We start from the raw sequence: 24,307 nt of genomic DNA on the forward strand, positions 1-24,307 counted from the left end.
GTTTACCCTGTTTCCCTCTTCTTAGTTATACTTTTATCTATTTTCTAATCCATAACTGAGGTTGGAAAGAGAATAAAGAATCTTTCAACACTGTTGTCAGGAAAATTTGCAATCAATTCTCTTGCATCTTCTGTCCATATTAAAATGTTTTTTATGTTTTGTATTTCTATGTTTGTTAGCAAGCGAGAAACCCCCTTTAAGTAGGGCTCACATCCTATAAATAATAGATCAGGTTCATTGAGCACCTGGTAAAGCATATTTTCACCGTTGCCAAAGCCTATTTCTACCAATATTCTTTTTTGTGAATTTACAATCTTCTCTATAGATTCCTTGCTGTTTTGAATAGAATATCTTTCCAATATTTCATCAACATCCGGTTTTAGCCTGGACCTTCTGGAGAACGATCTGATCCACTTACTATTCTTAAATAGCATATTCTTGATACATATATAATTTTCTCACTATATTTTATATAGCTTAAACAATTCTCGAAATGAATTAACGAAAAATTACTTGTCAATAATTGTTAATATTATATAATATGTGAGTTCTAATAAAGTTTAAGTTAAAGGTATGAATAATAATAATCCATCTGTAAATTTGCCGATTACTATCAGAAAGCTATCATCAAACAAGTTTATAGAAGAGATATGTCAAGGCCAATTTGAGGATCAAGATAATGCCTTGTTCGAAGATTCTTTTGTTAACAAAATTAAAGAAGGAGATGTGGTAGAAGGTGTAATTACAAGAATAAACCCTAACGACGTTGTAGTTGATATTGGTTTAAAGTCTGACGGGAGAATTCTGATCAAGGAACTCGGTTGTAATGATGAGATCATTATTGGCTCGAAAATTAGAGTTTATGTGGAAAGAATTGAAGATTATCATGGTAATGTTGTTCTTAGCCGTGAAAAAGCAATTAGGGACGAAAAATGGAATAAGTTCGAAGAAGATACAGTTACAAGGGCTGAAGTAAGCGGAGTTATTAAACGCTCAATTAAATGTGGCTTTATTGTTGATCTTGGTGACGGAATAAGCGCTTTTTTACCGCTGAGTCATGTGGATTTGAAGCAAGTAAAAGACGCGAAGCACCTTATTGAAACTGAACAAAAGTTCATCGTGCTTAAAATGGATAAGAAGCAAGGTAATATTGTAGTATCAAGAAAGCTGGTGTTAGAAAAATTGCACGCTGGTGAAAAAATTAAATTTTTAGAATCTTTAAATGAAGGCGATATAATAGAAGGAAAAATAAAAAGCATCACTCATTACGGTGTATTTGTCGGCATTCATGAATCAGATGTAGTGGGAGTTATAGATGGATTGTTACATATTACAGATATCTCTTGGAGTAGGGTAAGTCATCCATCTGCAGTTTTTGCTTGTGGCCAGACTATAAAAGTTAAAATTATAAAAATAGATAAGGAAAATGCTAAAATTTCCTTGGGTGTGAAGCAGCTAGAAGATAGCCCTTGGCAAGATGCAGAGTCAAAGTATCTGGTTGATAGTGTGCATAAGGGTCATGTAACAAGTATAGAAGATTATGGATTGTTTGTTGAGCTTAGACCTGGAATTGAAGGTTTAGTGCACTCGTCGGAAATAACTTGGGTTAAGAGCAATTTACCAGTTAGTAGCCTTGTGACAAGGGGACAAGAAGTATATGTAAAAATTCTCAGTATTGACATTGCTAAGAGTAGGATGAGTTTAAGCATGAAAAGGTGTGTAGACAACCCTTGGCAAGTATTTATCAATAAATATCCTCCTGGTTCTATTGTTTCTGGTGAAGTGAAGAATAATACCGGCTCATATGTATCTGTTGTTTTCAGTGATTCTGAAATAGATGAGAACGTAGAAGGGACAATATATGCGAAAGATTTAAGTTGGTCTAAAAATGGTTCAGATGAGATAAAGAAGTATAATGTAGGTGATAAAATAGAAGCAAAAGTAATAAGGGCTAACGTGAATCGGGCAAGAATTTATCTTGGAATAAAACAAATAGAGTATGATCCTCTTGAAGAACTGATAAAGAAAGTTAAGGTAGGCGATAAAATACAGGTTATTGTAGGTAAGAGAGAAGATAATGGACTAGTCGTTGAAGTTGAGAACGATGTAACCCTTCTAATAGATCAAGAGCATTTACCGGAAAATAAAAAGTTCTCTATGTCAGAAAAAATAGAAGTTGAAGTATTGGGTGTTGAAGAATATAACATAGTATTATCTGCTAAGTGATAAGGTTTACTTATTTTGATTTCATATAAATGGCAACAAAGTCTGATATAATAGCGAGGGTAGCAAAAAGACATCCTTTTTTAGATAAGATTGTTATAGCAGCTATAGTTGATAGATTTTTTGGGATACTTTCAAGCACATTGAAACATCATAATAGAGTTGAAATTAGGGGGTTTGGTTCTTTTTCAGTTAGAAGTTATAACTTGAAAGAAACAAGCCATTTAATGTTACAGAAGTTTACAAAGAATCAATACTTTAAAACATATTTTCGTAGCAGTAAAAAATTATCTGATTTGATAAATGAATAAAAATTTATACCATAAATAAGATGAAAGTAGGGGTTTGAGTCTATACTGTACGATAGAAATTTTTAGCACCATATGCAAGTAGTAGAAATAGTTATACGTAATAACACATACAAAATATCTTGCGAAAGTGGGAAGAAGAGCCATTTATTACGCCTTGCTAATAGTTTTGATAAGCTAGTTGGTTCTGTATCTCAAAAAACTGGAGGTAAGGGTTCGGATGCATTAAATTTCTTACTTGCAGCACTAATTCTTGAGGATAAAATTTTAGAATTAACAAAGCGGTTGGATGAAGCAAATCAAGAGCGTGAAAAGTATAGAAACGAGAAAAGAATAGAATATACTGAGGTACTAGATAAGGTAAATAAGATTATCACTAATCTTGAATGCATAAAGGATTAGCTTCAATAAAGCAAGCAATTAAATTGACTATCTGACTATTTAAGCCAGGAGGGAGGTTTGTCTTACGAGTTATGTAACAATATAATTCGTAATCATCAAGATCAACTATTTTTTCGTATTCGATTAGTTCGCTTAAGGAAAATTTATCAAGATATTTCAATGCGAAATGCCCTAAAAGTATATCGGTTTCTTTGCAACCCCTATGCCAGCTTCTATACATTAATTTTCTTCTGAGTAGTGAGGTATCTGTCATTACAATTAAACTTTTTTTAATTTAAAAGTTAAACTAAATACTTGTCAAGCGAGGCGCGTTTTAATATACTTAACATTTTGTTAAGATCTAAGTATACAGGTGGAATTAATTTCTAATCTTATCCATCAATTTAGCGATGGAATATATTATTTTTTGTCATTTTCTTTAATAATTTCTGTCATAGTATTCGTGCATGAATATGGGCATTATGTTGTTGCCAAAGTATGCAAAGTTAAAGTTGAATCTTTTTCTATAGGTTTTGGTCCTGAAATTTTTGGTTTTAACGATGAGTCTGGAACTAGATGGAAATTAAGCGCTGTTCCATTGGGTGGTTATGTTAAGATGTTAGGGGATACTAATGCAGCGAGTGTCCCAGCTGATCAAAAAGAATTAACTGAAGAAGAAAAGTTGTATTCATTTCATACAAAACCGCGGTATAAAAAAGCAGCAGTGATTTTTGCAGGACCTTTTGCAAATATGATACTTGCTGTTATAGCTTTTACAATATTTTTTAGTACGGCAGGGTATTACCGCACTCCACCGGTGATTAGGGATGTAATTGAAGGAAGTGCAGCCAAACAAGCTGGCCTATTACCAGGTGACACTATTACACAAATCAATGAACATAAAATAAAATACTTTGAAGATATTTCACGTGTGATAATGTCGAACCCCAAGACGAGAATGGAAATTAAATATAGCAGAAATAATGAGGAGCGTAGAACTAGCCTGACTCCATTGACAATTGAGAGTAGAGATGTTTTTGGCAACATAATAGAAAGAGAAACTATAGGGATTATTTCAGTCAATACATTAAAGCAGTCATCTTTTCTTGGGGCTGTGAGCTTATCAGTAAGTGAAACTTACCACACTATGTGCTTAACGATCAAAGCTATCTTTCAAATTATCGTTGGTAAGAGAAGTGCAAGTGAAATAGGTGGACCAATAAAAATTGCAAAATATTCAGGGCAATCAGCCAAAAAAGGATTTATTATGGTTGTGTATCTCATGGCAATTATTTCAGCTAATTTAGCTGCGATTAACTTGCTACCAATTCCGCTACTGGATGGTGGGCATTTATTTCGTTATATTATAGAAGCAGTTATACGTAGAGATTTAAGTTTGAAATATCAAAAATATGAGGCTACCTTTGGTGCTTTCATTTTGTTCTTGCTGATGGCAATTGCAATTTCGAATGATATTAGGAGTCTTTTTTAAAATAAATATGAAAAAGCTACTTTACATATTATTAATAGTAATTTTTCCCGCTCTACTTGTTGCTTTAGAAAATAAGGAAAAAGTACAGATAAAAGATATCAAATGCATTGGCAATGAGCGAGTAAGCAATCAAACAATAGGGTTTTATATAAAGTTGGAACCTGGTAGCTATGTAGATGACGATGATATAGATTCGATTATAAAAGGTTTATATAAAACAAAGTTGTTTGCTAGTGTTAACGCTTATATCGATGATAAAAAAAATTTAGTAGTAAAAATTCAAGAAAATCCACTAATTAACAAGATAATATTAAAGGGTAATAAATTATTTAACAGCAAAGAGCTGCTAAATAATGTAATTCAATCAAAATCGCTAACTATTTTCACTGAAACAAAATTGCAAAACGATTTAATGAATTTAATCACTACTTATAGAAATAACGGTAAGGTTGGTGTTAACGTTGCATATGAGCTGAATAAGCTTGATAGTAATAGGGTCAATCTAATTTTTAAAATAAAAGAAGGTAAAACCTCTAAAATTAAGGATATAAGATTTATAGGTAACAAAAACTTTTCTGAAAACGAGCTAGAGCAAGCTATTAAAGTGCATAGTAATGACATATTTAGTAAGTTATTTAGAGCCATGTTTAAGGGCGGAACTCGTTATTCACCACAATATTTATTGATTAACACAGAATTGCTCGATCGTTTTTATTCGTCTAAGGGATATATTCAAAATAATATTCAACCGATTGTTGAGGTTGATAATAACAATCAGATAGAGTTGACTTTTTTGATTGACGAAGGACAGCAATATTTGTTTGGAAATAATGAGGTTAATATTGAAACTGAAATTCAGGATTTGAGCCTAAAAGGAGAAATATTGGATTTTATAACAGAGGAAAACGATAAGGTATTTAATAGAGTTAAAATTAATAATACAGTAGAAAAAATAAACAAGTATTTAAATGAGAAAGGATATATATTTGCAAAAGTTAATCCAGAGTATGCACAACGTGACAATGTTGTAGATGTGACCTACAGAGTGCTGCCGGGTAAAAAGATTTATATAAATCAAATTACAATTGATGGTAACGATCGCACTTTAGATAAAGTGATCAGAAGTAAGCTAAGTGTAGCAGAAGGTGATGCATACAATATATCTGAGATTCAAAAATCACGTAAAAAACTAATGAGTAGTGATTTTTTTGAAACAGTGAAAGTAAATAGTTACGCAGTTAATGGCGATGCAGTAAATCTTGACTTAAATGTTAAAGAAAAAAACACTACTTCGTTGTATTTGGGAGGAGGTGTGTCTTTTCCTGGTGGAGCATTGATTAAAATTGACCTCAAAGACCGTAATTTATTTGGTACTGGAAAAGAACTCTCTTTTGCTCTCGAAAAAAGTCAATACGTATTTTCTACTGATTTAGAGTTTGTTGAAAATAATTTTAATGATTCTGATACATCACTAGGTGTAGGCGTATTTTACGAAAAACAAGATAAGCCAAACACTACTTTTGATAGTTGCGATATGGGATTTTTTACAAAGTTATCATATAAAGCCACAGAGAACTTAACTAATTCCCTTCGCTATTCTTATAAGTATAATCATATACACATGGATAATAAGGGTGGACAAGACACCGATATCTCTGAAATAATACTGGACCGAAAAGGTGAACATCAGATTTCATCAGTAGGATACACATTGGCATATAATAAACTAGATAATCTTTATGCTCCAAAAGAAGGATATTTATTGCGTATAAGTCAGGATGTTTCAGGATTGGGAGGGAATGTAAACTTCCTAAAATCTGAGTTCTTGTCTTTTTACACGCATCCTATATTAAGTAAAATTGACGATAGCATAATACTACGCTTTAAGATGGCGGCAGGTCATATTTTTTCTTATACCGATGAAGATCTAAACATTGGCCAGCACTTTTTTAAAGGGGGTAATGAGATTAGAGGGTTTGACCTTTCCGGTATTGGACCAAGAGCAGAAGACAAAAATAAAAGCTCACTAGGAGGCAAAACTTATTTTAATTTAACACAGCAAGTAGATTTCCCACTACCAAAACTATATGACTATGCTGGTATCAAAGGCTCATTATTTGTTGACTATGCAACACTTTTTGGCTTAGATGATAAAAATGGGAAATATAAAGATCCATATAATGATAGTAAGCTTATAAGAGTGTCACCAGGTTTTGGCTTTTCAATGCCTTCTCCTTTTGGTAGACTTAGATTAGATTTTGGGTTTCCTTTAGTAAAGGAATCTTATGATATAATACCATCACCAAATGTTAAATTTTCTATTGAAGCGGGGATTTGAATGAAATATATACAGTTATTTATATCAGTTATTGCCTTAATTATTTCCTTATTTGTGGGGTATAAGTTTGTAGGATATCAACCTCAGAACACAAAGGCTGCCATTATTGATAGTGATAAAGTTATCAATGAATCCCTTGCTCTGCAAAACATACAACAACAAATAAAGGAGCAGAATTCTAGATTACAACAAGAATTTGAAAGTGAGTTAGAAAAACTTAAGCCATCAAAAGAAGAATTTGAACTTTTGTCAGAAGAAGCAAAAAAGGAAAAGACAGAACAGTTTAATAAGCATACTGTAAATGCTAGAGATGCTTACGCTAAAAAAATGTTGTATTTAGAAGAAAGTTATAGAGATGGAGTAGAGAGTGTTTTTAACAAGATAAAAGAAGTTGCTAAAAAAACGGCAGAAAAAGACAACATAGATTTGGTACTATTTATTTCAAAAAAGAACCAAGTTTTATACTCTATGGATGAAGTTGATTTATCGGATATGGTATTAAACAATATAAACAAGGAAATACCTGAATTTGCTTTAAAAGGCATTGAGTAGGCTTATGCAATTTAATATCAGTGATATTATAAAAATACTACCACATTCTTATCCGTTTCTCTTAGTAGATAGGGTTATAGAGTGTGATCCTGGTAAAAGTATAAAAGCAATCAAAAATGTGACTTTCAATGAGCCATTTTTTATTGGCCATTTCCCTGGTCATCCAATAATGCCAGGAGTCTTAATAATTGAATCTCTAGCTCAGGCATCTGCAATATGTATTCTTGGTAAAGAAAGTCAAGGTACAATAGAAAACAAAGCTATTTACTTTATGTCTATTGAAAATGCAAAATTCAGAAAGCCAGTCACTCCAGGGGACACACTGATTCTGCAAGCTAACATTAAAAATGCACGTTTAAGTGCATGTAAATTTGAGTGTGTTGCATATGTTGGCGAAGAAAAAGTTGCAGAAGCAACGATTTTAGCTATGTTGCAAAACACGCAAATTCAGTAATTTTCATCTATAAAAAACTATCTCTATAGTGTACGCACTATATAATATAGCAATGCAACTGAATTTCAACATCTCATTTTCTAATCTATATACTCGCAATGGATTAATAAAATTAGATGAGACATTTTTGAATTATATTAAATCATGTGATGAAAGCTTGTTTTGTTCATTAATTGAAGCAAGAGAAAAAGCAGCTTCTTCTTCGATGTCATCCCAGTGTCACCCCCAGTCATCCCAGTGCGTGACACTGGGATCCATAGAACAACCAATGTTGGCCACTCAAATAACAGATAGTCAGCTAATAATAGACCTCTCATATTTATTTGACGAGTTCATTGCAAAACTTTTCAACATTGAAAAAGAAATAAAGGAACTAAAGAAAAAGCACAACAATTTTGCTCTAATATATAAATGCAAAAGGTTATTTGTCCAACGCTATGCATTGAAGAAATACACTGATATAGCAAATATTGATTATGTTACCAACAGATTAAATAGTTTCCTTACTTTGCCAACAACAGAAAAAAATTTTGCTGAGCAGGTGATGCATTGGTTTGAAAATAAAGAGGATCACAAAGAAGAAATAGAACTTGCGGCACAATATGCAGTGTGGAGAGTAAAAAACAAACAGAGTATATTATTCAGTATTCATAAAAAATTTGACCACGAAAATCTCATACCATTTTCTAAAAAAGAAGTAGACAAAGTTGAAGTGTTGTATTCAAGCGAAATAAAAAGACGATATGGTTTTGACTTAACAAGTGAAAAGGTGAGTTTGAATAAAGCATTGGATAATGCTCATTACTGCATATTTTGTCATAAGCAAAATAAGGACAGTTGTTCAAAGGGGCTAATTAATAACGACAATACCTTTAAACAGTCCCCACTCAAAGTTGAGCTGCACGGTTGCCCACTAGAGCAGAAAATATCAGAAATGAACCTGGTAAAAAGCGAAGGGTACAGCATAGCAGGCCTTGCAATTGTGATGATAGATAACCCATTATGTGCGGCTACTGGGCACAGAATATGCAATGACTGTATGAACTCGTGCATATATCAGAAACAAGAACCCGTGAATGTGCCAATGATCGAAACAAGGATTTTGGATGATGTACTTAGTTTACCGTACGGATTTGAAATATATTCTCTGCTCAGCCGTTGGAATCCTTTAAATTTTCAGCGTTCATTACCAAGAGAAAACACCGGAAAAAACGTTCTAGTTGTAGGCCTTGGTCCTGCTGGTTTTAATTTAGCTCATCATTTGTTGAATGATGGGCATAGCGTTATCGCCATTGATGGATTAAAAATTGAGCCTTTGATCGATAATTTCCAACTAATTAAAGATTTTAAACACAAAAAATTGAGTGAACGCATGGCAGATGGGTTTGGTGGGGTGGCAGAATATGGCATTACTTCTCGGTGGGATAAGAATTACTTAAAGATTATTAGATTACTGCTGGAAAGACGTGAGAATTTCGCACTTTATGGAGGCATTCGTTTTGGTGGCACGATTAATGTTGATGATGCCTTCAACTTGGGTTTTGATCACATCGCCCTAGCACTTGGCTCTGGCAAGCCACGAATGATCAAAATAAAGAATATACTAGCTCGTGGAGTGCGTATGGCATCTGACTTTCTTATGTCGTTACAACTGACTGGCGCTCTTAAATTTGATTCTATAGCGAATCTGCAAGTTCGTATGCCGATAGTTGTTATAGGTGCGGGGCTTACTGCGATTGACACTGCCACTGAAGCTTTAGCGTATTATCCAATTCAAGTAGAAAAATTTCTTCTTCGTTATGCGATATTAGTTGATAAGTATGGAAAGGACTGTGTTGAAAAAGATTGGACAGAGGAAGAACACAAAATTGCAAATGAGCTCATATCGCACGCAAAGTTGATCCAAGCAGAGCGAGAGTTAGCAAAAAAAGAGAATAGAGAAATAAAAATATTAGAGTTAATGCAGAGTTTGGGGGGAGTGAAAGTTGTATATAGAAAAGAGCTAAAAGATTCACCAAGTTATCGATTAAATAGCGAAGAGGTGCAAAATGCACTGTCAGAAGGGATTTACTTTATTGAAAACTTAGAGCCAGTTGAAGTTGTGACGGATAAATATAATCATGCTGAATCAATAAAACTAATAGACACAAAATCCGGCGAAATCAAATGCATGAAAGCACGTTCTATTTTTATAGCAGCAGGTACTGAGCCAAATACAGTTATTGCAACAGAAGATAAAAAGCATTTTAAATTAAGCAATGGGTATTTTACTCATTTGAATTCATCAGGAAAAGAAATAGATCCAATATTTTCTCCTAAGATGCAGAATAAAGACAGAATATTAGTATATAAGCAAGGCAATAAAACAATTAGCTTTTTTGGTGATCTTCATCCTTCGTATAGCGGTAGCGTCGTGAAAGCTATGGCAAGCGCTAAGAATGGTTACCCTATCATTTCTCAGCTTTTGAATAGAGTTAATAGCTTCATTTCTGCCACTCCAGATAGAATCTCGGAGTCATATGCACAATTGTATGAATGTTGTAATGTAAGAGTAACTTTCACCAAAAAAGATGTCATTCCAGTGCCCAGACACTGGGATCCAGAAAACTTAATTTTGAATGAGTACACCAGATGGTTGTATAGTCAGAACTGGATTCCAGCGTCAGCTACTTGCATGACACCACCTGCTATGCGAATTACCTACAAATTGCAGCATTTGTACACTAAAGCGTCACGCGCTGGAATAATATCAGAACACCTGGCTAACAAAGAATTTTTCAATAAAATCAAAGAGCAATTCACTGCAAAGGTTATAAAAGTTCAATATTTAACAGACAAAGTTGTGGAAATAGTGATCAAAGTACCACTTGCGGCAAAGAATTTTAAGCCTGGGCAATTCTTTAGATTGCAAAATTTTGAAACCAATAGCAGAAAAGCCAATAATACAAACCTTGCTATGGAGGGTATAGCTGTAACTGGCACTGAAGTAGACAAAAAAAAAGGAATTATTTCCACTATTGTGCTGGAAATCGGCGGTTCCACTGGTTTATGCAGACACTTAAGAGAAGGCGAGCAAATAATTCTTATGGGCCCAACTGGCAGCCCTACTGAAGTCTACTAGGTCTGGATATTAAAGTGATGCCAAATTTTATTTCAAAAAGTAAATAATTTACTAACGCTCGTGCACAAATTAAAAATAAATTATGCACGAGTGTAGCATTATGAATTAAGAATGCTATATTAAAGCTTACCTCACTATTAAAGCTATCGGTCAGATTAGATTAAAAACCTAATCTGACCGGTTTCTCTATAACCCTCTAAACTCTGATATAATTATATGATAATTAGTTTAATTAGTGGTTAATATGCAAATTGATTTTATTCATATATTGAGATAGCATAAACCATATTGGTTTAAATTATTGTGCAACTTTATAAATCGTCACTGTTACTTCTACTGACTGTATTAATAGTTATAGTCCTAAAATTACCTGAAAATTTGAGCATTGCAGTAAATTGGTCTCTCCCAATTCTAGATTTTGATTTATCTTTTCGTATCATACTAATATCTTTTTTATCAGTTGCATTTTTAGCTGTTCTACCAGCACAAAATTTGACTTTTTCAGAGATGCTTTCTTTTTTTGCTTACACTATCAGTTCATTGTGTGCAATTTTATCTAAGCAGACAATATTAGTTATAATATTCTTTGAATTAATGACCGTCAGTGCATTTTTTATTATCGCAGCTAGCTGTAGAGATAGTGGACCTGCAGTAAGGTACGCTTGTGTACACTTTTTGGTTGGAGTTATATTAATAGCAGGATTGGCACTTCAAAGCACTAACCTGATAATTTTGGGTTTATTGATAAACTGCGCTTGTTTTCCTTTTTCGTTTTGGGTTGTTGATGCATATCCTGCTGCATCGCTACATGGCACTACATATCTCTCTTTATTTACCACTAAAGTCTCTTTTTTAGTGATGCTTTTACACACTTATAACCTATGGCAAGATTGTACTGAAATATTAGCGTTTGTAGGTGCCATCACTGCAATTTACAGCATTATATTTGCTTCTCTTGAGCAAAATATTCGCAGATTTTTATGCTATAATATTGTAGGACAAATGGGCTTGCTGATTATTGCAGGAAGTTTGCTCAGCCCTTCGGAAAAGGCAACACCAATTTTGATACTGCATATAATCTTCTCTCTTGTTTATCAATCATTATTGTTTGTGGTTAGCAATTCGATTATTTCACGAACAAAAACAATTAGTTTTAATGGAGTAGGTAAATTGGTGTCAGTGGAAGGCATGTGTGCTATAATCGCAATACTTACAATGGCTGCATTTCCTGGAACCGCTGGATTTATTAGTAAATCATACATTACAGCCGGGATTGAAGCGAATGGTACTAATTTAGAAGTGTATAAAAACTTATACAAGGTTCTAAATTTGCTGCTTCATTTAAGCGTGGGGCTAAAGTTTCTTTATTACTTATTTATTGCAAAAAGTAAGTCAAAACCTTTAGCAGAGAGGGGAGACAAAATGACTATGATTATTTTAGCATTTATATGTATAATTGCCGGCAATCCTTACTTACCTATTTACAATAAATCTTCGATTTTCGATTTTGTATACAACACAAAAAATATTTTGTCGCAATTTGTTTTGTTATTATGTACCACTTTATTGTTCATTCCTTTACACAAGTTATTTTACCCGAGAATAAATTTTAAAATGGATGTTGATTGGACTTTTAGAGCTTTCATACCCTATATTATCTTGCTGTTCAATCAACTGATCTTTAGAGTGAGAGAAATGTCTGCCAATGTACTGCAAAACTTGACTAATTCACTTGCTGGTTTATACTTTAATAATATTACTAAACTTAAAGAAGTGCTGGATTATAACTCAGTGAGTTTTGTTTCAGCTTCTTCTCTCTTTTTAATGAGTATTCTACTAATGCTATTATGTTTAAATCGTTAACCGAAAGTTTAAATTCTGTATTTAGTAAACTGAGAGGAAAATCAATCATTTCTGAAGATGATTTTAATCTTGCCATGCGTGAAATACGCATAGCCTTAATTGAAGCTGACGTTTCACTTGAAGTTGCAAAAAAATTCATCAACGACATTAAAGATAAAGTGATTGGAGAAAAAGTCATAAAAAGTGTTTCTCCAGCGCAAATGATAATCAAAATTGTGCAGGATAATTTAGTTGCAGTTCTCGGATCAGAAAAAAGTGACTTAAACCTAGCAGTTAAACCCCCTGCTGTGATTATGATGGTGGGCTTACAAGGTGCAGGTAAAACAACTACCTCAGGGAAGCTTGCTTTAAAGTTAAAAAAACAAAAGAAAAAAGTGATGCTTGCTTCTTTAGACATTTATAGGCCGGCTGCCCAAAAACAACTTGAAGTGCTAGGTAAACAAATAGATGTGCAAACTTTACCTGTAGTAATAGACGAGAAGCCCATTACAATTACAAAAAGGGCACTAGCAGCAGCAAAAAATGATAATTATGATGTATTAATACTAGACACTGCAGGCAGGCTTCATATTGACGATAATATGATGAATGAACTGAAAGATGTGAAGGAAATAGCTTCACCTGCAGAAGTTATTTTAGTAACCGATGCGATGATAGGTCAAGATGCAGTAAACATGGCTAAGTCATTCAATGAAATAATAGGTGTAACTGGTATTATTCTTACCCGTATTGATGGTGATGCACGTGGTGGTGCTGCTCTTTCTATGAAAATGATCATCAATTGTCCGATTAAATTTATTGCTTGTGGTGAAAAATTAAGTGACCTTGATGATTTTTATCCCGACAGAATTGCAAAAAGGATACTTAGCATGGGCGACGTTGTCTCATTGGTTGAAAAGGCTGCTGAGATTGTTGGTCAGGAAGAAATCGATAAACTGCAAAAGAAAGTAAAAAAAGGTAAATTCGATCTAAACGACCTAGTGGGAATGTTAAAAACTCTGAGTAAAATTGATGGTATTAGCAACATAATGAAATTCATTCCCAGTTCATTCACAAAAAAGCTAAGCAGCAGTGTGCCAGATGACAATAAAGTGAAAAAATATATAGCCATCATAAACTCAATGACTGAAAAAGAAAGGCAAAATCCAGATATTTTAAATGGCAAAAGAAGACTTAGAATTTCTAAGGGGTCCGGAACAAGTGTAACTGACGTCAATCTTCTGATTAAGCAGTATAATCAAATGAGCTCTATGGTAAATAAGTTCAGTAAAGTTGACCATAGTAAACTCAAAGAATCTGATTTGATGGATATGCTAAGCAGAAAGTAAGTCAGCAGGTAGTGGAATGAGACTGTATGGTCCCAGAGTGTGATGGTATGGATTTAGTATAAATAATTCAGGAGCACTGTAAACATATAAATTCAAAAGGTGTAAGAGCCTGTCTTGAAAGGACTTAAGTAGCTAATTTAGTAAGCATAGAAGTAATCATATTAAAGAAGATATTGTTTTTTGAAGTAAGAGGAGAATGCTCATAATCTTTGCTCATGCGCCTAAAATTGGGGGAATGTTCAAAAAAGCATACGCGTCAAGTTAAGGAAAAGTAGTATAAGAAAAAAAGGGAAATGGTAAAAACTATTTTAGATAGTAAGCAATAAAGCTAATAGTTTATAGATTTTTCTGAAAAATTTATTTCATTTTAAATCAAAACTTCCTTGAAAAGTAAACGTAACAAACAAGATACCCCTTTTAAATGTTGCTATATTGGGCAATATTTCCTTAACTTGACGCGTATGGTTTTTTGAACATTCCCTTTATATTTAGCTATGAGTAAAGTTATGTTAAGTAGGGAATATGCTTGATTTACTAGTTTGTGGACAACCTCTTAATGAGAGTCCCATTTCACGGTGTTCAAATCTACTCCTTCTTGTACCATCTCCCAAAGTGGGCTCATTTCTCTCAGTCGGCCAACATTTTTAGCAACAAGATCTGCTGCGTACAAAACTTCTTCTTTAGTTGTAAATCGGCCTAGGCCAAATCTAATTGATGAATGCTCAAGGTCATGGCCATTATTTAGCGACCGTATGACATAGGAAGGCTCAAGAGACGCAGACGTGCACGCAGAACCAGAACTTACTGCTAAATCCTTGATTGCCATGATGAGAGACTCACCCTCAACATAGGGAAAGCTCAAGTTTAGGTTGCCAGGAATTCTATTTTCATAATCACCATTTAAAACGATATCAGGAAATGCTTCTTTTATCTTATTATACAAAACATCCCTTAATTCTTCTACTTTAGTTGTTTCTTTTTTCATTTCTTCTTTAGCAATACGTGCCGCTTCACCAAAACCGACTGCAAGGGGAGTTGGAACTGTGCCAGAGCGCATGCCTCTTTCCTGTCCACCACCACTAATTAGCGGTATCAGCCTAACACGAGGATTCTTTCTACGGACATATAATGCACCTATTCCCATAGGCCCATAAATTTTGTGGCTAGAAAGGCTCATAAGGTCTATGTTCATTCCATTTACATCAATTGGAACTTTTCCAAAGCTTTGAGCAGCGTCTGTGTGGAAAAATATATTATGCTTTCTACATATTGCACCAATTTCTTTGACAGGCTGAATTACTCCGATTTCATTGTTTACCATCATCACTGAAACCAGGATTGTTTTATCAGTAATTGCTTCCTCAAGCTTTGATAAATCTATAATTCCGTTTTGTTTAACAGGCAAATATGTAACTTTAAAGCCTTCATTTTCCAGATGCCGACAAGAATCCAGAACACACTTATGCTCCGTACAGACAGTTATTATATGATTTCCTTTATTTTTATAAAAGTGAGCAACGCCCTTGATTGCCGTATTATTTGACTCAGTTGCACCTGAGGTAAAGATAATTTCTTTGCTATCTGCGTTCACCAGATCAGCGATGTGTTTCCTTGCTTTTTCCACTGCTTCTTCAGCAGTCCAACCAAATGAATGGCTGCGAGAGTGTGCATTGCTGAACTCACCAAAGTAAGGTATCATCACCTCTAAAACACGGGGATCCACTTTAGTAGTAGATTGATAATCAAGAAATATTGGTAATTTTATTTTAGCATCATGTATTTTTTTACTTTTAACATTCATAAAGCTACCACAGAGACAAAATTTATAACTATTTAATAGCACTAAAACTTAATTTTTTCAAGGTATAATCTTGCATCAACAAACATTGTCACCAAAGGGATGTGTGTATGACGCTGGTTCACTTTGTGATGGTGTCAGCTCCTATCCAAGTGCCACAACACTATGCCCTTTTTTCCTGCTTACGCGCAGGAATGACATTGTTTACATATTATAATGCTGGCGCGGTCGCACACGCCCGTGATAACTTTATTCCTATAGTGATACCAACTCCCCTTACTAAGTGAACAAATAAGAGACATTGCAAACTTGTTTAATTGTAGCAGGGGAAAGATCGACAATAAATTTGCACAAAACATCCTCAAGTAGGCCGATAGTATCGTAGATTTTATTGCGCAAAATATTGTGTTTTATGTATAACCAAAACCTCTCAACGGGATTGAGCTCTGGTGAGTATGGTGGCAAATAAATTATGGTGATATTTTGTGGTACTTTTAAGCTTTTTCCAACTAGCACAATCCATAATTAAAAAGGCCTCTTGAGACTCCAAATCTTTCGACATTTGCTCCAAAAATATGTTCATACAATCAGTGTTTACGTTTGGTGCAAATAGGCTGAAATCTTCTCCACTTCTGGGTTTACAGCACTATAAAGATAGAAATTTTCTCTACCTATTTTCACCTTTACCTGCGTTCTCATACCTTTTTTAAACCATCCATGTCCAACTTTTGAATGCGTTCCAAATCGAGATTCATCGAAGAAAAATACCTCTTTTTGAGGATATGAATTTACTTTCTCATTGAGATTTTTTTTTGAATTCTTCCTGTTTTTTTGGATCTTGTTTATGGTGCATTGGTCGTGGTGTTATGTAGATCTTTTGCATCTCGCTGTGAACTGTAGATTTGCTGATATTTAAGCCAAATTCTTCTAATATCTTCACTTTTACTTCTTTAATAGTAATGTTCGGATTTTCTTCTATCCACATCTCAATTTGCCCGCGTTGACTCTGATTTAGTATACTTTTTCTACGGCGCTCAGGCGGCGCAAACAGTTTTTCTATCCTTCCAAATTTTAGGTCATTCAGTCAATGCGGTTCTCGAGATTTTACACACTCTTGCTACCTCCGATATACTGTGCTTTTTGGCTGCTATTACGGCTTGTAATTTCTTTGAAACATATGCATTATTCCTTACTTTTTTCAACATTTCCTTTGCTAAATCCACAACTTTTTCGTCTAATAATTTTGATACCAATGCCATTCCAAAACTCCATCATTATACTGCCTTAGTATAACCTTCTCACTTCTATTGTCTATTTGTTTGTTATGTAATAGGAATTGGTATGAGTATATAGAGTTATCTTTCCTCTTATCTTTATTTATATCATATTTTTAACTTACAATTTTTAAAGCTTCATTTTTATCCATAACTACCCTACTAACACGAATTCTGGATTAAGGAAGAAAGTATAGGAAATAGAAGGCTCTGCTTTTAACTCTTTCTTTCCCTTGTTAATAGAACCTTCCACAAACTTATTCCATTGTACCTGGTTAAACTTACCCAATTCTTCCAGTTCATTTTGACTTCCTTCTATTGTACCTGATATAATTTCCTCACATAAAATATAATTAAAAAAGTTTTAACATGAATATTAAATACTTGTTAATAATACTATATGTCAAATTTCCGATCTATCACTCTGCAGTGGTGGCAAGCCAAATGCTTCCTTTTTTTCGTTGAGCGTCATGAAGCTTGCCTTTTCTACCGCTTGCTAACTTATAATTGGGGTTTATAGTATAGCTTAATAGTTGCAGTGCATGTCTATCAATGATAAAATGAAGATTAATTTATTTTGATATCATGATTGGTTTACTGTTTGCCGTACTGTTGTTTTTTTGTGGTAGTGATGCACTTGCAAAACAGGAGCCACGTTCAATAGCTGGAGATAATCACATAAAGGTAATAAATTATAACCCACAAGCTATACATAAGTATACGGGTTTTTATGGTTATCAGTCCAGTATATTGTTTGAACCAGGGGAGGAAATACAAAACCTTTCAATGGGTGATCCAACTGGTTGGCAACTTCTTCCTCAAGGTAACAGATTGTTTATTAAGCCTATAGATGATATTGCCGATACTAACGCAACTATAATTACCAATAAAAGAGTTTATTACTTTGAGTTTCATGCTGAAGAAGCAACCGGACTAGATGATCCAAAATTAGCGTATGAAGTAAGGTTTCTTTATCCACTATTTAGCAGTGATGAGATTTACACAACAAATAACGGCGATATCTTCGAACAAGCTAGTCATACCATTATTCCTGATATAAACGACATTGAAGTTGTAAAGAAGGGCTTAAATTTTAATTATTCCATCTCGCACGTTAAAGGCAGTCAGTCAATAATACCAATTAAGGTTTTTGATGACGGAAAATTTACATATCTACAATTCAATAAAATAAACTCTGATTTCCCAGCAGTTTTTATGGTTGATTCTGCAGGGTATGAGTCTTTAGTAAATTTCCGCACAACTGACGACTACCTGATAATCGAAAGGGTAAGTTCAGTATTTACCTTGAGAAATGGATCAAGTACAGTTTGCTTATTTAATGAAAACATACCTTTCAAAAAAGGGTAACTGACCTTACCCAAAAAAAGTAGAGAAAAAGTTACTGAAGATGTATCAGAATTTTTCACCTTCACAATTAATACAATATTAATAACAACTATATTAGCGTTTTAGGTCAATTAAAATTAATTGACCTAGTGTGTATTTCTAATTAATAAATTTTCTTAATTCATCAATTAAATAACTTAATATTAGTAGTAATTTTATAAAAAATTATAATATAAATAATGTTGCTGCGAAAATTTATAACAATATTTCCCTCTAACGTTTAATGAATTTCAATAAATTGCCTTTTTAATTCTAGATAAGTATACGCTTTGTTAATATGTTTAGTTCAAAATCCAAAAGTAAGTTCATGCTTTCTATTGGAGAAGAAGGCATAATGTTACTATATTTTAAAAATAACACTTTAAATAAAAGGTATTTTGTTAAGGGCAAAAACGATAAAGCAGTTTCTGATTTAATTTCATGTCTTTCGTCAGATAAAAAAGCACCTTTATACCTGGTACTTAATCATGCAGATCAAAATTACTCGCTACAGTTTATTACAAGGGCAAACAAGATTAGCGCCTATCTATCAGCAAAAACAAAGATGGAGCATTTTTCTCGTAATAATGACATAAGTTCAGTTTTTTTGGTTGAGAAGCCAAACAAATTCAATCAAAACTGGTGCTATCTTCTTGTTTCATCAAAAGCAAAGCATTTAGTAGAATATTGGTTGAATGTGTTTATTGAGATAGGCTCCAACTTTAAGGGAATATTAATGTTTCCTATAGAAATAAGTAATATAACAAAAAAGATTCTACATAAAGATCCCAGTAATTGGAAAATTATAGTTGCTGCAACTAAAACGGGAGGCTATAGACAAGTGGTTCTTAAAGAGAATAAAATGGTATTTACGCGTTTAACATCATTTACTAATGATAATTTACCAGGAATTATTGCTGGTGGAATATATCAGGAAGTGCAAGATACTATTCGATCCCTAACTAAGTTTGGGTTTAAAAAAAATAACCCTATCGACCTTTGCATCATAGTGTCAGAAGATATTAAAGCTAGTTTATCAGTCATAAATTTTTCAGAGAACAGTGTGAACATATTAACTCCATATGAGTTAGGCAAGCTATTAGGAGCAGAACTAGCTATAAGTGAAAAAGATAACTTTTGCGATACCATAATTTTGTTTCACAGCTTTAAGAATAAATTAGCAGCTATTTTTAATACAAAGGAAACTAAAGAATTTTATCTATTCAATTACCTTTATTTAAACTCTTCTCGAATTTTTCTATACTTCGCCCTGGTTTTAGTTATAACAAACACCCTTTGTTTGCTAAATTTGTATTCAAATTTCAATGTCGCTGATAATTTATCCGCAAAGCAGAGCACCTTAAATAACCAATTAACAAAACTTAGCCAAAGCTACAATGTAAAAAAAATAGATGAAATTTATGATTTTATTAATATCAATAATATTTTATCAAAAATAGAATATTCTCCTCTTACACAAGTTAAGTATGTAGAAAAGTTAAAAGTACCAGGTATAGAGCTTCGATCATTTGAATGGAATTATAATGAGGCAAAAAGTTATATTACCACAATTTTAAGGTTTAATTTTCGATCCGGTAAAAATATTTCTCATCAATACGAGAAACTACGAAAAAATTTAAACGATAATTTTCGTACCTATGACATTAGTATTTCTAGCTTACCTGCTGCTAAAGGGCAAAATCTATCTATTGATGTTGAAATAGGAGAGGCAATGTAGATTAATGACTATCTCTCAATTAAAAAGAAAGGCTACAATTCAGTTTATATCGTATTTGTTATTATCTGTTGGATTAATAGGGTTATTAACATATGTTGTTATCTATAATGAAAAAGTTTATAATAAAAACCAAATTGCGATTGATAAAATACGTTCTATTAATTTACAGATTACTGGAATTCAAAAAAAGGAAGTTGTTCTAAATAAAAACCTAGATTTATGGAAAAAAATTTCTTCTTCAAATTTACACAGTAGCAGATACATTGCAAATTTAAATTTCGAGCTTAGCAGATTATATAAAAAGTACTATATATTAGAACCTGAAATATCAATTTCTATACCCGAAGAAGTTGAACTCCACAATAAAAGTGGACGCACAAAAGTAATAAAAAGTGAAGTGGTCCTAAATTTAAGTTCAATCAGCGATAAGCATATTTTTTTATTTCTACAGTCTATTCCAAATCTGCCCGGTTATGTTATGATCAAATCTCTTATTTTAAACAAGCAGAGAAATATTGATGCTGCAACTATGAATCAGATTTTGAATGGTAATATGATAAAGATAGTGAGAGCTAATATAGTCTTTGATTGGTATATTATATTAAGTAGATAAGGTGATGAACATAAAGCTGTTTTTTATTTTTACGCTACTCATTTCCAATGTTAATGCATATTGCAGTTGTGAAGATATCATAGAAAGCATAGAAATTTGTAAGGAGTATTCTTGCCGACAATATATTGGCAATGAAGATTTTATTGAGCATAAAATATTAGGATTAAATAGTGGAAATTTATGCGTATACATAGAAAAACAAGGTAATGATGAAATGGTTTGTCATCATTCTCAGTATGGAATGATGATAGAAAAAAGATATTTTGAAAGTATTCTTAAAGTTGGCAATCAAGAAATCGATGATTTTATTGATATAGCAAATTTGCGTGCAAAAGAGTGTTTCTTTATTAACAATCAAAAACTAAGCTATACAGATCGGGACGATATAATAAGAGAAGCAGTGGAAAGTGACTTTGACGTTTTGTCACAATATAGTAACGTAAAAAGCATTTTTTTTGATGAAGAGCCAGTTAATAGAATGGTCAATGAAATGGAAAAGTTCAATTTACGGCCTTCAAGAGCTACAAAAGAGGAGAATTTCAACTGTAAGGTAGTAAGTTTAGACTCAATTTTATATCTTTCTTCCGATACATGGAAAATATGGGTAAATGGAAAGCTGTTTATAAATACTAAGGACTTAAAGGTGCACTCAGTCACTGAAAATTGTGTGACTTTTGTATGGGCCGTAGATCAAAAAGCAATAAAAAAGCATGCGAATGATTCTCAAAATGTATATCTTGGACATGGAAGTGTTATGTTTACGCTTTATCCAAAACAAAAATTTGACTTGGATAGCTTATCTATTAAATAATTTAGTATATAGCCAAAGTGACTTACGACAATTTGAAAAACCGTCATCCCGCTGCTTGTTAGCTGATGAGATACCGTGCACAACTGTACGAACGTTGCAATGTGACACGATGTTGCATAATAAATGATGTCATTCCAGTGCGTGACACTGGAATCCAGCTTTTTTGTAATTTTATTGAAAATGTTGTATAGTCGTTTGTTTACAATCAATTTTTCTGGATCCCAGTGTCTGGGCACTGGGATGACATCTTTGTGTTTGAGGCAAAACCTGCTATAACATTTAACACACTGCTTTCACAAACGAATGTTCGTACAGTTGTGGGCGGTATGACGGTCCGCTACGTGTTAGCGGGATCTAGAGATACCGCGGGTGGGTAGCTATATATGCGCTTGTAGCTCAGTTGGATAGAGCGTTGCCCTCCGGAGGCAAAGGCCGTGGGTTCGAATCCCTCCAAGCGCACTTTTAATTAAATTTGACAATAGTACTTTCACATAAGATAATAAAGAGATTTATTTAGAGCATAATTATGTCTGGTGGTACCATAAACAAAGTCATACTAGTTGGTAATTTAGGAAAAGATCCTGAAATTAGGACTACACAAAATGGAAAAGAGATGGCAAGTTTTTCAATAGCCACATCTGAAAGTTGGACTGACAAACTTTCCGGTACGCGCTCTGAAAAGACAGAATGGCATAATATCGTAATTTTTAGTGAAGGATTAGTAAAAATTGTCAAAGATTTTGCACGTAAAGGCAGTAAAGTTTACGTTGAAGGTTCTTTGAAAACTAGAAAATGGACTGACCAAAATGGCAGTGAAAGATACACAACAGAGGTGGTTCTATATAATTTTAATAGCGCTCTTACTCTCCTCGATTCACGACCAAATTCCGATTACAAGCCGAGTGAATATAAACAAAATGAAACAGAACAAAAAAATAAGTACGAAGGTTTTGACAACGATATAAAAGATGAACTACTCGACGATGAAATACCATTTTAACAATTTAAATTGAAATCTACATTTTTATGGACTGCTTGTGTTACTCCTTTTAATTGCAATGGAGATAGTATAGATTACCAAAGCTTGCAGCGTTTACTAATAATGCAAGCTGAAGCTGAAAATGGTGTAGTGTTACTGGGTAGCACAGGTGAAAGCCTATCGCTTACTGATTCTGAAAAGCGTACATTAGTTGAATTTGTATGTGAGCTAAAATTAAATACAAAAATTGTAATTGGTGTACCAGGAGTGAATCTATATCAGACTCTTGAATGGCTTGATTTTTGCAAGGATATGCCTATTCATGGCTATCTAATGACAACTCCCATTTATGCAAAGCCTGGAATCATGGGGCAGACTTTATGGTTTGAAAAGCTACTTGAAAGAGCACATGTGCCAGCCATGCTTTACAATATTCCATCAAGAGCAGGAATAAATCTTCATCCTGAAACTGTGCATAACTTATCCAGCCACGAAAAATTTTGGGCTATCAAAGATTCAAGTGGCACCGTTGATACTTTAGCTCAGTATAAGAAAGTTGCACCAAATATCGAGGTATTTTGTGGAGATGATAATATGATACCCGATATGGCTGCTAAGGGTGCGGCTGGCCTGGTTTCTGTTGCTTCTAATGTTTGGCCACACGTAGTGCATGAATACGTTAAGCAATGCCTAAGTGGTGAGAATCCTCAGTCAGATGTTTGGCAACAAGCCTGCAAAGCTCTATTTATTGCCAGCAACCCAATACCCACTAAAGCACTCCTACATGATATTGGTCTTATAGAACACAAAACTGTCCGCCTACCACTCAGCACAGAAGACTTGCCTTCTGTTGGAATACTAAGGCAAGCTAATAAAATGATTCTTGGATGGAAAGAACCGACTAATTAGTAGGACAAGGATTAAGACCTGTAACAGCAACATCAACTTCCACATCGCTATCAACCAAGCTATCTGGCTGCTTACTTCCCTCTGGAAAAAAGCACTCAATTGCTTTATCAATTAAGAAATTTAAAGGAATACAAGCAATCAAACTCACTACAAAAGTTAAAGCACCTATAGCTGCTGGTGATGTAAAAACAAGAGCAACCAACCCTGCTCCAATTCCAAAAGAGACACCAATATTAGTAATAATATTTACATAATTCTTAACTTTACACTCAGTGCTATTATAATATTCTCTCAAAACTCGTTTATGTTCTTCTGACATGTCTTCTGATATATCGTTGAGACTTGTAGTTTTTTGGGAACGACAAGAATCGATTATAAGGGATATTAATATCACAGCAGAACCAATAATTCCACCTGCAATAAGAGGTGGCAAGCTGATGAAACTTAGAGCCAAACCTGCAAGAGCCCCTGCACCAGCCGAGATGCCTGCCATTATTCCTAGCAATGCTGCTAGTGTTAACGTCATTGCTACTGGGTGTGGTTTAAATTCTTCTGTCGGGTCACTTTTTGCTTGTAGTGCCTGTTTTAGTTGTGTTCTTGTATAACTCATAGTATTTACCTCACTAATATTTATTAATAATTATGACATCTTTAGCTTATATAGTCAATATACTTCTTATGTCATTCTTTTTTGTCATTGACTTTGAGCGCACTTCAGTCTATACAACTTTAATATCTT

Annotated in this window: 19 protein-coding genes, 1 tRNA gene and 2 pseudogenes; 17 read left to right on the forward strand and 5 right to left on the reverse strand. The window is 33.6% G+C overall.

The features are described 5' to 3' along the window. Nucleotides 1-62 precede the first annotated feature (62 nt). Nucleotides 63-434: pseudogene (locus NBW39_RS07790) on the reverse strand (class I SAM-dependent methyltransferase); the annotation flags it as partial. A 139-nt stretch (nucleotides 435-573) separates the two neighbouring features. Between NBW39_RS07790 and NBW39_RS07795 the strand changes: the two are divergent. The 3 genes from NBW39_RS07795 to NBW39_RS07805 all read left to right on the forward strand — a co-directional run bounded on the left by NBW39_RS07795 (nucleotide 574) and on the right by NBW39_RS07805 (nucleotide 2,933). Then, nucleotides 574-2,226: a 30S ribosomal protein S1 gene (locus NBW39_RS07795; protein WP_250295110.1), complete on the forward strand. Its 1,653-nt coding sequence runs from the start codon at nucleotides 574-576 to the stop codon at nucleotides 2,224-2,226. A gap of 29 nt (nucleotides 2,227-2,255) precedes the next feature. Then, nucleotides 2,256-2,534, forward strand: coding sequence for an HU family DNA-binding protein (locus NBW39_RS07800; protein ID WP_010963035.1), 279 nt, complete (start codon nucleotides 2,256-2,258; stop codon nucleotides 2,532-2,534). 72 nt (nucleotides 2,535-2,606) lie between these two features. Further along, a complete protein-coding gene (locus NBW39_RS07805) occupies nucleotides 2,607-2,933 on the forward strand; it encodes a cell division protein ZapA (protein WP_250295111.1) in 327 nt (108 codons plus the stop codon). Here NBW39_RS07805 and NBW39_RS07810 read toward each other — a convergent pair. Further along, nucleotides 2,908-3,186, reverse strand: a complete 279-nt coding sequence (locus NBW39_RS07810; protein WP_250295112.1) for an FAD assembly factor SdhE — start codon at nucleotides 3,184-3,186, stop codon at nucleotides 2,908-2,910. The two genes, NBW39_RS07805 and NBW39_RS07810, sit on opposite strands and share 26 nt — an antisense overlap. A gap of 99 nt (nucleotides 3,187-3,285) precedes the next feature. Here NBW39_RS07810 and rseP point away from each other — a divergent pair, with 99 nt between their 5' ends. The 7 genes from rseP (at nucleotide 3,286) to ffh (ending at nucleotide 14,060) form a co-directional block, all read left to right on the forward strand. Continuing rightward, nucleotides 3,286-4,404 carry an RIP metalloprotease RseP gene (gene rseP, locus NBW39_RS07815; RefSeq protein ID WP_250295113.1) on the forward strand — a complete coding sequence of 373 codons (1,119 nt, stop codon included), beginning with the start codon at nucleotides 3,286-3,288 and terminating at the stop codon, nucleotides 4,402-4,404. A gap of 7 nt (nucleotides 4,405-4,411) precedes the next feature. Next, nucleotides 4,412-6,742, forward strand: coding sequence for an outer membrane protein assembly factor BamA (gene bamA, locus NBW39_RS07820; protein ID WP_250295114.1), 2,331 nt, complete (start codon nucleotides 4,412-4,414; stop codon nucleotides 6,740-6,742). Continuing rightward, complete coding sequence (locus NBW39_RS07825; protein WP_250295115.1) at nucleotides 6,743-7,294, forward strand: OmpH/Skp family outer membrane protein; 552 nt, start codon at nucleotides 6,743-6,745, stop codon at nucleotides 7,292-7,294. 4 nt (nucleotides 7,295-7,298) lie between these two features. Continuing rightward, nucleotides 7,299-7,748, forward strand: coding sequence for a 3-hydroxyacyl-ACP dehydratase FabZ (fabZ, locus tag NBW39_RS07830; RefSeq protein WP_250295116.1), 450 nt, complete (start codon nucleotides 7,299-7,301; stop codon nucleotides 7,746-7,748). 52 nt (nucleotides 7,749-7,800) lie between these two features. Then, nucleotides 7,801-10,869, forward strand: a complete 3,069-nt coding sequence (locus NBW39_RS07835; protein WP_250295117.1) for a WPE palindromic element domain-containing protein — start codon at nucleotides 7,801-7,803, stop codon at nucleotides 10,867-10,869. 303 nt (nucleotides 10,870-11,172) lie between these two features. Continuing rightward, on the forward strand, nucleotides 11,173-12,732 hold the full coding sequence (locus NBW39_RS07840; protein ID WP_250295118.1) for a proton-conducting transporter transmembrane domain-containing protein: 1,560 nt from the start codon (nucleotides 11,173-11,175) through the stop codon (nucleotides 12,730-12,732). Continuing rightward, nucleotides 12,717-14,060 carry a signal recognition particle protein gene (ffh, locus tag NBW39_RS07845; RefSeq protein WP_250295119.1) on the forward strand — a complete coding sequence of 448 codons (1,344 nt, stop codon included), beginning with the start codon at nucleotides 12,717-12,719 and terminating at the stop codon, nucleotides 14,058-14,060. The genes NBW39_RS07840 and ffh overlap by 16 nt, the downstream gene beginning before the upstream one ends. A 553-nt stretch (nucleotides 14,061-14,613) precedes the next feature. On the opposite strand, the gene NBW39_RS07850 is transcribed toward ffh, so the two are convergent. Next, nucleotides 14,614-15,861 carry an IscS subfamily cysteine desulfurase gene (locus NBW39_RS07850; protein WP_250295120.1) on the reverse strand — a complete coding sequence of 416 codons (1,248 nt, stop codon included), beginning with the start codon at nucleotides 15,859-15,861 and terminating at the stop codon, nucleotides 14,614-14,616. A gap of 276 nt (nucleotides 15,862-16,137) precedes the next feature. Continuing rightward, nucleotides 16,138-17,117: pseudogene (locus NBW39_RS07855) on the reverse strand (IS630 family transposase). A gap of 600 nt (nucleotides 17,118-17,717) precedes the next feature. Between NBW39_RS07855 and virB9 the strand changes: the two are divergent. The 7 genes from virB9 (at nucleotide 17,718) to dapA (ending at nucleotide 23,568) form a co-directional block, all read left to right on the forward strand. Next, nucleotides 17,718-18,500, forward strand: a complete 783-nt coding sequence (gene virB9 / locus NBW39_RS07860; RefSeq protein WP_250295121.1) for a P-type conjugative transfer protein VirB9 — start codon at nucleotides 17,718-17,720, stop codon at nucleotides 18,498-18,500. Between the two features lie 316 nt (nucleotides 18,501-18,816). Next, entirely contained in the window at nucleotides 18,817-20,256 is a 1,440-nt protein-coding gene (locus NBW39_RS07865; RefSeq protein WP_250295122.1) for a hypothetical protein, read from the forward strand. Between the two features lie 4 nt (nucleotides 20,257-20,260). Next, nucleotides 20,261-20,869, forward strand: coding sequence for a hypothetical protein (locus NBW39_RS07870; RefSeq protein ID WP_370273639.1), 609 nt, complete (start codon nucleotides 20,261-20,263; stop codon nucleotides 20,867-20,869). A gap of 4 nt (nucleotides 20,870-20,873) precedes the next feature. After that, nucleotides 20,874-21,680: a hypothetical protein gene (locus tag NBW39_RS07875; protein ID WP_250295124.1), complete on the forward strand. Its 807-nt coding sequence runs from the start codon at nucleotides 20,874-20,876 to the stop codon at nucleotides 21,678-21,680. Between the two features lie 385 nt (nucleotides 21,681-22,065). Continuing rightward, nucleotides 22,066-22,139: transfer RNA gene (locus NBW39_RS07885), tRNA-Arg, on the forward strand. Between the two features lie 67 nt (nucleotides 22,140-22,206). Then, nucleotides 22,207-22,680 (forward strand): single-stranded DNA-binding protein, encoded by a 474-nt coding sequence (gene ssb / locus NBW39_RS07890; RefSeq protein ID WP_250295126.1) that lies wholly within the window; start codon nucleotides 22,207-22,209, stop codon nucleotides 22,678-22,680. 9 nt (nucleotides 22,681-22,689) lie between these two features. Next, on the forward strand, nucleotides 22,690-23,568 hold the full coding sequence (dapA, locus tag NBW39_RS07895) for a 4-hydroxy-tetrahydrodipicolinate synthase (protein ID WP_250295127.1): 879 nt from the start codon (nucleotides 22,690-22,692) through the stop codon (nucleotides 23,566-23,568). Here the strand turns inward: dapA and NBW39_RS07900 are convergent. Next, complete coding sequence (locus NBW39_RS07900) at nucleotides 23,561-24,178, reverse strand: hypothetical protein (RefSeq protein WP_250295128.1); 618 nt, start codon at nucleotides 24,176-24,178, stop codon at nucleotides 23,561-23,563. The genes dapA and NBW39_RS07900 overlap by 8 nt on opposite strands. Nucleotides 24,179-24,307 lie beyond the last annotated feature (129 nt).

Origin of the sequence: Wolbachia endosymbiont of Oedothorax gibbosus, assembly GCF_936270435.1 — a bacterium.
GTDB lineage: Bacteria > Pseudomonadota > Alphaproteobacteria > Rickettsiales > Anaplasmataceae > Wolbachia.